Source organism: Bacteroides sp. An279 (assembly GCF_002159615.1).
Classification (GTDB): domain Bacteria; phylum Bacteroidota; class Bacteroidia; order Bacteroidales; family Bacteroidaceae; genus Phocaeicola; species Phocaeicola intestinalis.
This window is the reverse complement of the sequence record NZ_NFJA01000107.1, coordinates 1-11412: the sequence shown is the minus strand read 5'-3', so window position 1 is coordinate 11412 and position 11412 is coordinate 1. Positions and strand designations below refer to the sequence as shown.

11 protein-coding genes are annotated in these 11412 nt (G+C 45.9%); 7 read left to right on the top strand and 4 right to left on the bottom strand.

Translation table 11 applies throughout. The features are described 5' to 3' along the window. Positions 1-220 precede the first annotated feature (220 nt). The 7 genes from B5F78_RS17345 to B5F78_RS14470 all read left to right on the top strand — a co-directional run bounded on the left by B5F78_RS17345 (position 221) and on the right by B5F78_RS14470 (position 7262). Positions 221-415 carry a hypothetical protein gene (locus B5F78_RS17345; RefSeq protein WP_087407043.1) on the top strand — a complete coding sequence of 65 codons (195 nt, stop codon included), beginning with the start codon at positions 221-223 and terminating at the stop codon, positions 413-415. 105 nt (positions 416-520) lie between these two features. Next, complete coding sequence (topA, locus tag B5F78_RS14495) at positions 521-2854, top strand: type I DNA topoisomerase (RefSeq protein WP_087212043.1); 2334 nt, start codon at positions 521-523, stop codon at positions 2852-2854. Continuing rightward, positions 2851-3384 (top strand): shikimate kinase, encoded by a 534-nt coding sequence (locus B5F78_RS14490; RefSeq protein WP_087212034.1) that lies wholly within the window; start codon positions 2851-2853, stop codon positions 3382-3384. The genes topA and B5F78_RS14490 overlap by 4 nt, the downstream gene beginning before the upstream one ends. A gap of 91 nt (positions 3385-3475) precedes the next feature. Next, a complete protein-coding gene (gene speA / locus B5F78_RS14485) occupies positions 3476-5368 on the top strand; it encodes a biosynthetic arginine decarboxylase (protein ID WP_087212031.1) in 1893 nt (630 codons plus the stop codon). A gap of 91 nt (positions 5369-5459) precedes the next feature. Next, positions 5460-6233 (top strand): acetylglutamate kinase, encoded by a 774-nt coding sequence (gene argB / locus B5F78_RS14480; protein WP_022038899.1) that lies wholly within the window; start codon positions 5460-5462, stop codon positions 6231-6233. Between the two features lie 65 nt (positions 6234-6298). Further along, positions 6299-6808: an RNA polymerase sigma factor gene (locus B5F78_RS14475; RefSeq protein ID WP_087212026.1), complete on the top strand. Its 510-nt coding sequence runs from the start codon at positions 6299-6301 to the stop codon at positions 6806-6808. Further along, positions 6798-7262: a hypothetical protein gene (locus B5F78_RS14470; protein WP_022038897.1), complete on the top strand. Its 465-nt coding sequence runs from the start codon at positions 6798-6800 to the stop codon at positions 7260-7262. The genes B5F78_RS14475 and B5F78_RS14470 overlap by 11 nt, the downstream gene beginning before the upstream one ends. Before the next feature lie 194 nt (positions 7263-7456). Here B5F78_RS14470 and B5F78_RS14465 read toward each other — a convergent pair whose 3' ends face one another. The 4 genes from B5F78_RS14465 to rfbA form a co-directional block, all read right to left on the bottom strand. Next, entirely contained in the window at positions 7457-8596 is a 1140-nt protein-coding gene (locus tag B5F78_RS14465; RefSeq protein WP_087212023.1) for a dTDP-glucose 4,6-dehydratase, read from the bottom strand. Between the two features lie 21 nt (positions 8597-8617). Further along, entirely contained in the window at positions 8618-9532 is a 915-nt protein-coding gene (gene rfbD, locus B5F78_RS14460) for a dTDP-4-dehydrorhamnose reductase (protein WP_087212020.1), read from the bottom strand. Positions 9533-9699: 167 nt separating this feature from the next. After that, positions 9700-10254: a dTDP-4-dehydrorhamnose 3,5-epimerase gene (gene rfbC / locus B5F78_RS14455; protein ID WP_022038894.1), complete on the bottom strand. Its 555-nt coding sequence runs from the start codon at positions 10252-10254 to the stop codon at positions 9700-9702. A 106-nt stretch (positions 10255-10360) separates the two neighbouring features. Next, positions 10361-11266: a glucose-1-phosphate thymidylyltransferase RfbA gene (gene rfbA, locus B5F78_RS14450; RefSeq protein ID WP_022038893.1), complete on the bottom strand. Its 906-nt coding sequence runs from the start codon at positions 11264-11266 to the stop codon at positions 10361-10363. Between the last annotated feature and the right edge of the window lie 146 nt (positions 11267-11412).

Sequence of the window (11412 nt, the reverse complement as noted above, 5' to 3'; positions counted from 1 at the left end):
AGGGCAAACAACTTTGTAGAAAACATCTTTTCCACATGTATGGCACTGCATAATCTCAGAATTAAAATCAACCCTTGGAACTATCATAACTAATTTACATAAACTCTATACATTGATTCGTATCTGCCAAACAAAATTATCGGAGAAATTAAGACACTGTTTTGAATTTATCGTGCGATGATTTGGAATGAGTAAAGACGCAAAATCTTGCGTCTTTACTATGAGGAAGATAGCCGGGCTATCTGACGAAGAAGAGAAGCGGAAAGGGTCCAAAAATCGCTCAAAGCACACACGCAAACGAATACGTCAAGACGAGAAAAACTTTTTTGAGAAATTCAAAACAGTTTCTTCTATGTTCCGTTACAGGTTTGCATCGGTCTTTGTGAGGTTTCAGATACATGTTTCTGCTTGCTGAACACTAAAAATGAAGAATTTTTTCAAGAAACCCACCTTATTATATCGTTTTACTTCAGGTTTTTTCATACATTTGTCCCGAAAACTTTAATAGGAATACGGAATGATGCAAAATAATCTGGTTATAGTGGAGTCTCCGGCAAAAGCTAAGACGATTGAGAAATTCCTGGGAAACGGCTATAAAGTGCTTTCCAGTTACGGTCATATCCGTGACTTGAAGGAAAAGTCGTTCAGCGTTGATGTGAAAAATCATTTCGCCCCGATATACGAGGTGCCGGCAGACAAGGTGAAACTGGTCAATGACCTGAAGAAAGAAGCTAAAAAGGCGGACATGGTGTGGCTGGCTTCCGATGAAGACCGCGAAGGAGAGGCCATATCGTGGCATCTGTATGAAGTGCTGCAATTGCAGCCGGAGCACACGAAACGGATTGTATTCCATGAAATTACTAAAACTGCCATATTGAAGGCTATCGAACATCCACGCCACATCGATATCAATCTGGTAAATGCCCAGCAGGCACGCCGGGTGCTCGATCGTATTGTGGGGTTCGAGTTGTCGCCCATTTTATGGAAGAAAATTAAGCCATCGCTTTCTGCAGGTCGTGTGCAGTCGGTGGCTGTTCGTCTCATCGTGGAGCGCGAACGTGAAGTGCAGGCCTTTGTGAGTGAGGCGTCCTATAAGGTTACGGCAATTTTTACCAATGCCGGAGGGACAGAAATCCGTGCAGAACTGGGGCGGCGGTTTAAGACCGAAGCCGAAGCACAGGTTTTTCTCCAGTCGTGTGGGCAGGCTGTGTTTGCTATCGAAGACATTACCACCCGTCCGATGAAGAAATCGCCGGCACCTCCGTTTACCACTTCTACTCTCCAGCAGGAAGCGGCACGTAAGCTGGGGTATACGGTAGCACAGACGATGATGCTTGCCCAGCGGTTGTACGAAAACGGGTTGATAACCTATATGCGTACCGACTCGGTCAACCTGTCGGACCTGGCGTTGAGCACCAGTCAAGAAGCCATCGTATCCCGGATGGGTGAGAAGTACGTGCATATCCGCCATTTTACGACTAAGACTAAAGGTGCACAAGAAGCACATGAAGCCATCCGCCCCACCTATATGTCGAATGAGACTATAGAAGGTACGGCTCAGGAACGCCGCTTGTATGAATTGATATGGAAACGTACGTTAGCTTCGCAGATGGCGGATGCCGAGTTGGAAAAAACTACTGCCACTATCTCTATCAGCGGGCACGAAGATAAATTCATAGCAGTGGGTGAAGTGTTGACATTCGACGGATTCTTACGGGTATATAAAGAGTCGTACGATGATGAGGTGGAGCCGGAAGGTGAGATGCGTCTGCCTTCTACTCTTGAAGTGGGGCAGTCGCTTGAATACAAGGAAATTACCGCTACCGAACGTTTCACGCAGGCTCCTTTCCGTTACACTGAGGCTAGTTTGGTGCGTAAACTTGAAGAACTGGGCATTGGCCGTCCTTCCACATATGCACCTACCATATCCACCATTCAGCAGCGTGGGTATGTAGAGAAAGGCAATCGTGAGGGTACAGAGCGTCAGTATAAGATTCTTTCGTTGCAAGGTGGAAAAATGTCAGAAAGCACTAAGGTGGAATTGACCGGAAGCGAGAAGGCGAAACTTTTGCCTACGGATGTCGGCATCGTAGTGAATGATTTCTTGAAAGAATACTTTCCTCAGATCATGGACTACAATTTCACGGCAAATGTCGAAAAACAGTTCGATGAGATAGCCGAGGGAGAAAAAAAATGGACAGATGTGATGGAACTTTTTTACGAAGATTTCCATCCGCTGGTAGAGAAGACAATGTCGAGCAAGTCAGAACACAAGGTAGGCGAACGCATCTTGGGAACTGATCCCACAAGTGGCAAACAGGTTTCGGTAAAAATCGGACGTTACGGTCCTGTGGTGCAGATAGGTTCTGCCGATGATACAGAAAAGCCGCGTTTTGCTCAGTTGCAGAAAGAATATTCGCTGGAGACTATCACGTTGGAGGAAGCGCTTGGCTTGTTCCGCCTTCCGCGTGTGCTGGGTGAATCGGATGGTAAGGAAGTCTCGGTCGGTGTAGGACGTTTCGGTCCTTATGTACGTTACGACAAATTGTTCGTATCCATTCCGAAAACTATGGATCCGCTTACTATTACGCTTGCAGAAGCCGAAGAGCTGATACACGAAAAACAGAATGCTGCCGCCAAGCGTGTTATCAAGACGTTCGAGGAGAATCCAGACTTGCAGATTATGAACGGGAAATATGGTCCTTACATTTCTTATGAGAAGAAAAACTACAAGATTCCCGAGAATATTGAGGCGGCAGACCTGACGCTTAATGCTTGTTTCAAGGTAATAGAACTGCAGAAGGAGAAGGCCGAAACACGTAAAATTCGTAGTACCTCTAGACGGAAGGAATGAAACGGATTTATCTGATAGGTTATATGGGCTCAGGCAAAACAACGTTGGGAAAAGCCTTTGCCTGTGCTGCCGGTATGCAGTTTATTGATCTTGACTGGTACATCGAAGAGCGGATGCACCGTACGATACGCGAACTGTTTGCCGAGCGGGGAGAAAGTGGTTTTCGCGAAGTGGAGCGCAATATGCTATACGAGGTAGGTGAATTTGAGAATGTGGTGATAGCTGCCGGAGGAGGAACTCCGTGTTTTTTCGATAATATTGCGTACATGAATCGCACGGGCGATACTGTGTTTCTGAATGCTTCACCCGAAGCTTTGTTTCGTCGGCTGAAAGTAGCAAAAGCCAAACGTCCCTTATTGGCGGATAAGACCGACGAGGAACTGATGGGCTTCATCAAAGACGGACTGGCAGGGCGTATGGCGTTTTACAGTCAGGCAAAATATCATTTCGATTCTAGCCTGCTGGAAGACCGGAGGCAGATAGGCGAATCCGTAGAGCGGTTGAGGACAATGTTGGAAGAAAAGAGTTGACCAGGTTTTTTAATAGTTCTGCTATTGGTTCTGGTACTTAGTCCCAGGTCAACTGCAAAATAATTATAAACGAAGATTTTTATGTTGTGAAATGAGAAAATGGCGTATTGAAGATTCAGAAGAACTCTACAACATTACGGGGTGGGGTGTTTCCTATTTTAGGATTAATGACAAAGGTCACGTAGAAGTGACTCCCAGAAAAGACGGTGTTGCAGTCGACTTGAAAGAATTGGTGGATGAATTGCAGCTCCGGGACGTCACAGCACCGATGCTGGTGCGTTTCCCTGATATTTTGGATAACCGTATCGAAAAAATTTCGAATTGTTTCCGACAGGCAGCGGAGGAATATGGCTACAATGCACAGAACTTCATCATTTATCCCATTAAGGTGAACCAGATGCGTCCCGTGGTAGAAGAAATCATCAGCCACGGCAAGAAGTTCAATTTGGGACTGGAAGCAGGTTCGAAACCCGAACTGCATGCCGTGATAGCCATCAATACTGACTCCGATTCGCTGATTATTTGTAACGGATACAAAGACGAGAGTTACATCGAACTGGCTTTGCTGGCACAGAAGATGGGAAAGCGCATTTTCCTGGTAGTGGAGAAGCTGAACGAGCTTCGCCTCATAGCCAAAATGGCAAAGCAACTCAATGTACGTCCCAATATCGGTATACGTATCAAGCTGGCTTCTTCTGGAAGTGGAAAATGGGAAGAAAGTGGGGGAGATGCCAGCAAGTTCGGGCTGACTTCCAGTGAACTGCTTGAGGCACTCGATTTTATCGAAGAAAAGAAAATGCAAGATTGCCTGAAGCTGATTCATTTCCATATCGGAAGTCAAGTGACTAAGATACGTCGTATCAAGACTGCATTGCGTGAGGCTTCGCAGTTTTATGTACAGCTCTACCGGATGGGATTCCCCGTAGAGTTTGTCGACATTGGAGGCGGTTTGGGTGTGGACTACGATGGTACACGCTCGTCGAATAGTGAAAGCAGCGTGAATTATTCCATTCAGGAGTATGTGAATGATTCCATATCTATTATGGTGGATGCGAGTAACAAGAATGGTATTCCGCATCCTAACATCATTACTGAAAGCGGACGCTCGCTCACGGCACATCATTCGGTGTTGATATTCGAGGTGCTTGAAACGGCTTCGCTTCCTTCGATGGACGAAGAATTTGAGGTAAGCCCAGACGATCACGAACTGGTGCACGAACTGTATGATATTTGGGATAACCTGAACCAAAGCCGGATGTTGGAAGCGTGGCATGATGCACAACAAATCCGTGAAGAGAGCCTCGACTTGTTCAGCCATGGTATTGTAGATTTGAAGACACGTGCTCAGATTGAGCGGATGTATTGGTCGGTGACCCGTGAAATCAATCAGATTGCTTCGGGGCTGAAGCATGCACCCGATGAGTTTCGTAACCTCGATAAGTTACTTGCCGACAAGTATTTCTGTAACTTCTCACTGTTTCAGTCACTTCCTGATTCATGGGCTATCGATCAGATATTTCCCATTATGCCGATTCAGCGCCTCGACGAACGTCCCGATCGTACGGCAACCTTGCAGGATATTACATGCGATTCCGATGGGAAGATTGCTAATTTCGTAACATCACGTAATGTGTCTCATGACTTGCCGGTGCATACCATCAAGGCTAAAGAGTCATATTATATCGGTGTGTTCCTGGTGGGGGCTTATCAGGAAATTCTAGGAGATATGCATAACCTCTTCGGTGATACGAACGCCGTTCATGTCAGTGTGAGCGAAAAAGGCTATACCATTGATCAGGTCATTGATGGCGAGACCGTGGCGGAAGTGCTCGACTATGTGCAATACAATCCGAAGAAGCTGGTGCGTACCCTTGAAACATGGGTTACGAAATCGGTAAAAGAAGGAAAGATTTCGCTGGAAGAAGGCAAAGAATTTCTGGCAAATTACCGTTCGGGACTGTATGGCTATACATATTTGGAATAAAATAGATAACAAGACGGCAGATTGACAAGGTCCTGGTTGTTTTCGGGAAATCCTTGTCGTCTCAACTGATACTTCGTCAAATAGAAAATATATGCAAGAAAAACTGACAATTATAAAGGTAGGTGGGAAAATCGTGGAGGAAGCCGATACACTCAATCAGCTGTTAGACGATTTTTCCGTACTGACCGGTTATAAGCTGCTGGTGCATGGAGGCGGACGTTCTGCTACGCATATGGCTTCCCGGTTGGGCATTGAAAGCACTATGGTGAACGGGCGTCGCGTAACGGATGCCGAAACTCTCAAGGTAGTCACAATGGTTTATGGAGGTCTGGTCAATAAGAACATAGTGGCAGGTCTTCAGGCAAAAGGTGTTAATGCTATTGGTTTGACCGGTGCTGATATGGATGTCATCCGTTCGGTGAAGCGTCCGGTAAAGGACATCGACTACGGGTTTGTAGGTGATGTTGAACGGGTGGATGCCGAAGCATTGGCAACACTCATCCGCCGGGGAGTGATACCGGTGATGGCTCCACTTACTCACGACGGGAAAGGGCATATCCTCAACACAAATGCTGATACGATAGCCGGTGAGACGGCAAAAGCCTTGGCTCAGATATTTGATGTGACGTTGGTCTACTGTTTTGAGAAAAAAGGTGTGCTGAGTGATGAGAATGATGATGATAGTGTCATACCTGTGCTTACTCCTAATTTATTCCGGGAATATGTGGGTAAAGGCATTATCAAGGAAGGAATGATTCCTAAGTTGGAAAATGCATTTTCTGCCCTTGAAGCTGGTGTAGGACAAGTGATAATTACCTCGGCATCAGCCATCGGAAAGGATATCGGTACAGTGATAAAAAAATAATTTCAAAAAAAACGGCGGGTGAGTGTAACTTTTCAGTCACTCACCCGTCATTATTATAGAAAGCAATGCATACAATCAGTTTTCGAGAAGATATCCTGCCGCTGAAAGACAAGCTTTTCAGATTGGCACTGCGCATCACTTTCGATCGCGCGGAGGCGGAAGATATTGTTCAGGATACACTGATTAGGGTATGGAACAAGCGTGACGAATGGCAGCAGATGGACTCGATAGAGGCGTATTGCCTTACTATAGCCCGTAATCTTGCCATTGACCGAAGCCAGAAAATGGAATCGCAAAACCTGGAATTGACTCCGGAAACGCAGGAAATGCCCGATGCAAAGATGCCCGACCAGTTGATGGAACAAAATGAACAGTTGTCCATTATACATCGGCTGATAAACGAATTACCAGAAAAACAGCGTTCTATCCTTCAGCTCCGCGATATAGAAGGCAAAAACTATAAGGAGATAGCGGTTATATTGGGACTGACGGAAGAACAGGTGAAGGTCAATCTGTTTAGGGCAAGGCAACGGATAAGATTAAAGTATAACGAGATAAACGACTATGGACTATAAGTACATCGAACAGTTATTGGAGAAATATTGGAATTGTGAGGCTTCGCTCGAAGAGGAACAAATCCTGCGTTGCTTCTTCCGTCAAGAAGAAGTGCCGGCACACTTGTCGCGCTACCGGTCCTTGTTCGCTTATCAGGATGCCGGGAAGATGCTTAAGCTGAGTGACGATTTTGATGAACGCCTGTTGGCGGAAATCGAACGTCCGGTAGTGAAAGCAAAGCGGCTCACGTTGCAGATGAGGCTGATGCCCTTATTCAAGGCTGCGGTCATCATGGGTTTCCTTTTCACGATAGGAGGGGTGGTAAAACATTCTATGAATACCGGAAAATCGGAAGTGGTTTATGTTTACGACCAGTTTGAACGGGAGCGGCAAGACCCTCAGGTGGCGTATAAGCCCGACTCGGTGAATGCATCAGTCAAGGACACTCCCCAAAAGAATGTGAACAAACAATGAGGTATGACATTTTCATTTGCTTTTAAATATATATTAGTTAGTGCTTATTAGAAAAATCATTGATGAGGCTGTGAAGTTTCAATTCTCTCAAATTAAATTACTAACTCAATAACGGAAAGGATTACCGCGTGAGCGGTAATCCTTTTTTTTAAGAAACTGTTTTTGTAGTATGGTGAAAAATCCGTTGTTGCTTGTTAACGGTTTTTATACATTTCATCATAATACATCTGATAATCCCCGCTTGTTACGTTGTCCATCCACGCCTGATTATCCAGATACCAGCGGACGGTCTTTTCGATGCCTTCCTCAAACTGCAGGCTCGGTTCCCAGCCCAGTTCACGTTGGAGTTTTCTTGAATCGATGGCGTAGCGCATGTCATGACCCTTGCGGTCGGTCACGTAGGTGATGAGGTCCATGTCTTCACCTTCCTTACGTCCCAACAGCCGGTCTACGGTTTTTATCACCACCTTAATGATATCAATGTTCTTCCATTCGTTGAAGCCGCCGATGTTGTATGTATCGGCTATTTTGCCTTTATGGAAAATCAGGTCGATGGCTCTTGCGTGGTCCTCTACATACAGCCAGTCGCGCACGTTCTCACCCTTGCCATATACGGGTAACGGTTTGCGGTGGCGGATGTTATTGATAAATAAAGGTATGAGTTTTTCAGGGAACTGGTACGGACCGTAATTGTTCGAACAGTTGGTCACGATGGTCGGCATTCCGTAAGTGTCGTGGAAAGCACGGACAAAATGGTCTGAACTTGCCTTCGATGCCGAGTAAGGAGAGTGCGGGTTATACTTGGTCTCTTCGGTGAAGAACTCTGTTCCGTAGGCGTGGTGGTGTTCCGAGCTTGCCTTCGTCGTGAACGGAGATTCAATGCCTTCTGGATTGGTCAGCTCCAGTGCGCCGTAAACTTCGTCCGTAGAGATGTGGTAGAAACGTTTGCCTTCATATCCTTCGGGCAGGCTTTCCCAGTATTCTTTGGCGGCTTGAAGCAATGTCAATGTGCCTATAACGTTTGTACGGGCGAAGGTGAACGGGTCTTTAATGCTCCGGTCAACGTGGCTTTCTGCCGCAAGATGTATGATTCCATCAATGTTGTACTTCTCCATCAACTCCTTCACTGTTTCATAATCGCAGATGTCCGCCTTTACGAATGCATAGTTTTCCTTGTCCTCCACATCCTTCAGGTTGGCAAGATTGCCGGCATACGTCAGCTTGTCGAGGTTGATGATGCGATATTCAGGGTATTTGTTAACGAACAGGCGTACTACATGGCTTCCGATAAAGCCTGCACCACCTGTTATGATGATATTTCTCTTGAATTCCATATCTTTATGTTTGTTTGGTTATTACTGTTGTATTGCTCCCATGTTCTTCATGCATATTTTCAGGGAGTCTGTCCAGTAAGGTATCTTCAGTCCGAAAGTTTCTTTTATTTTTGTCTTGTCAAGTACCGAGTAAGCGGGACGCTTCACGGGGCTGGGGAATTCATCGCTATGGCAAGGCTCAATGTCGCAGGCAGTGTTTCCTGCCAGTTCGGCAATTTGTTTTGTGAAGTCGAACCATGAGCAGACTCCCTCGTTGCTGAAATGGTATATGCCACATTTGGAATAACCTTCCTTCGGATTTTCCTTTTCATAGTCGGCAAGCACAGCTTTGATTGCTACGGCAAGGTCGTATGCGTAGGTAGGTGTTCCAGCTTGGTCGAATACCACGTTCAGTTTCGGCTTGGTAGCTGTAAGGTTGAGCATTGTCTTGACAAAATTGCGGCCGAATTCCGAATAAAGCCAGGCTGTCCGGATGATGACGTAATCGCAGCCCATGGCTTCGATATTCTTCTCGCCTTCAAGTTTTGTTTTGCCGTAAACACCTGTAGGTGTTCCTTTTTGCTCTTCTCTGCATGGTGTGTTGTAAGGGTCTCCGCCGAAAACATAATCTGTTGAAATTTGCACGAGCATTCCTCCCGCTTCCTTCATTGCTTCGGCTAGGATTCTCGGAGCTTCGGCATTCAGTTTCCTGCAAAGAGTTTCGTCACTCTCCGCTTTGTCAACGTTAGTATAAGCGGCACAATTAACGATGCACTGTATGTTTTTTTCCTTTACCATACGTTTTACGGCATCTGTATCGGTTATGTCAAGTATTGTTGTTTCCACATCTTCAACTTCTACAACGTCGGTAAACGTGTAGCAGTCGTCTGTATCTTTGCTTATTATGCGCATCTCGTTGCCAAGCTGGCCGTTTGCGCCGGTTACAAGTATATTCATTGTTTCTTTTGTTAATAGACAAAGTATCAGCTGACCGGTTGGCAAAGTTTACTTCTGTTTTTCGTCAGGTAGCCTGCTGTAAAACATCTCAAATCGGCATACGATAAATTCGAAGCAGTTTCTAATAACGTATATCCAAACACTTTGTCAACTGGTCAACTGGTTATCTAAAAGTTAAATGGTGAATCAAAGTCTTTCAATAACGGATGTTTCGTATCCTTCTCGCTGAGTATGGCTTGTGCGGTCGGGATGCGCCAGTCTATTCCAAGGCTTCCGTCAAGAATACTTATGCCACCATCCGCTTCGGGATGGTAGAACTCATCACATTTATACTGAAATATTGCAGTTTCGCTCAATACCGCAAAACCATGTGCAAACCCTTTCGGGATGAAGAACTGCCTGTGGTTGTCCTCGGTCAGTTCAACGGCAACGTGCTTCCCGTACGTGGGCGAGCCTTTGCGTATATCTACGGCAACGTCCAGTACTTTTCCTTTCACACATCTCACCAGTTTTGCCTGTGTGTATGGCGGACGCTGAAAGTGCAGCCCCCTCATTACGCCATACGAAGACATGCTTTCGTTGTCCTGTACAAATTCCACGTGTCCGACTTTTTCTTCAAACTCCCTTTTCGAAAAGCTCTCAAAGAAATATCCCCGTGCGTCTTTGAAGATGCGCGGCTCTATGATTACTACGCCTTCTATATCTGTCTTTATAACTTCCATGATTTTATATTTTGTCAGTTGCTGATTTTCAGATGCCAGATATCAGGAATAAGGTTTCAAATGCTTTACTGTCTAAAACCTGGCCAATCAGTTTTTTGATTTACAGCTATTCCAGGTTCTCCCTTCCGGTTCTTGCTACCTCTTCAATTACTTTCAGCAGGTACTGTCCGTAAGGGTTCTTCAGCATCGGCTGTGCTTCTTCCCGCAGTTTGTCTGCCGTAATCCATCCTTTGCGGTAAGCGATGCCTTCCAGGCAGGCTACCTTTAATCCTTGGCGTTTTTCTATCACTTCAATGTATGTAGAAGCTTCAGCCAGAGAGTCGTGTGTACCCGTATCCAGCCAGGCAAAACCACGTCCCAACGTCTGTACCTTCAGTTCTCCGTCCGACAGGAAACGCTGGTTTACCGAAGTGATTTCCAGTTCGCCGCGTGCCGAAGGCTTGATGTTCTTGGCTATCTCCACCACCTTGTTCGGGTAGAAATACAGTCCAGTCACTGCATAATTCGATTTCGGATGTTCCGGTTTCTCTTCAATGCTCAGGCAGTTCCCGTTCCTGTCGAACTCCGCTACTCCGTAACGTTCCGGGTCGTTCACCCAGTAACCGAATACCGTAGCTTTCTTTTCTTCTTCCGCCGTGCGCACCGCCTCTTTCAGCAAGGCACTGAATCCGTTGCCATGGAAAATGTTGTCTCCCAGTACCAGGCAGGCACAGTCATTGCCGATAAACTGTTCACCAATAATGAACGCCTGCGCCAGTCCATCGGGTGAAGGCTGTTCGGCATATTCAAAGCGTACTCCGAAATTGCTGCCGTCACCCAGCAGACGTTTGAACGAAGGCAGGTCATACGGTGTCGAGATAATCAGAATCTCTCTAATACCCGCCAGCATCAGTGTTGATACCGGGTAATAGATCATCGGCTTGTCAAAGATGGGGAGCAACTGCTTGCTCACTCCCTTGGTGATAGGGTACAACCGTGTACCGCTACCGCCGGCTAGAACAATTCCTTTCATAAATCAGCATATATTAAAATGTTTAATATTTCGCATACTTAGAAGCTGTTTTGAATTTCTCCAAAAAGTTTTTCTTGGCTTGATGTATCCGTTTTCGTGTGTGCTTTGGGCGATTTTTTGGTCCTTTTCGCTCCTGTTCTTCGTCA

Excerpts from the sequence above, each read along its gene's own strand:
- B5F78_RS14470 (WP_022038897.1), top strand. The coding sequence starts at position 6,798 with ATGGACTATAAGTACATCGAACAGTTATTGGAGAAATATTGGAATTGT.
- rfbD (WP_087212020.1), bottom strand. The coding sequence starts at position 9,532 with ATGAATATACTTGTAACCGGCGCAAACGGCCAGCTTGGCAACGAGATG.
- B5F78_RS14465 (WP_087212023.1), bottom strand. The coding sequence starts at position 8,596 with ATGGAATTCAAGAGAAATATCATCATAACAGGTGGTGCAGGCTTTATC.
- B5F78_RS14475 (WP_087212026.1), top strand. The coding sequence starts at position 6,299 with ATGCATACAATCAGTTTTCGAGAAGATATCCTGCCGCTGAAAGACAAG.
- B5F78_RS17345 (WP_087407043.1), top strand. The coding sequence starts at position 221 with ATGAGGAAGATAGCCGGGCTATCTGACGAAGAAGAGAAGCGGAAAGGG.
- rfbC (WP_022038894.1), bottom strand. The coding sequence starts at position 10,254 with ATGGAAGTTATAAAGACAGATATAGAAGGCGTAGTAATCATAGAGCCG.
- rfbA (WP_022038893.1), bottom strand. The coding sequence starts at position 11,266 with ATGAAAGGAATTGTTCTAGCCGGCGGTAGCGGTACACGGTTGTACCCT.
- speA (WP_087212031.1), top strand. The coding sequence starts at position 3,476 with ATGAGAAAATGGCGTATTGAAGATTCAGAAGAACTCTACAACATTACG.
- argB (WP_022038899.1), top strand. The coding sequence starts at position 5,460 with ATGCAAGAAAAACTGACAATTATAAAGGTAGGTGGGAAAATCGTGGAG.
- topA (WP_087212043.1), top strand. The coding sequence starts at position 521 with ATGCAAAATAATCTGGTTATAGTGGAGTCTCCGGCAAAAGCTAAGACG.
- B5F78_RS14490 (WP_087212034.1), top strand. The coding sequence starts at position 2,851 with ATGAAACGGATTTATCTGATAGGTTATATGGGCTCAGGCAAAACAACG.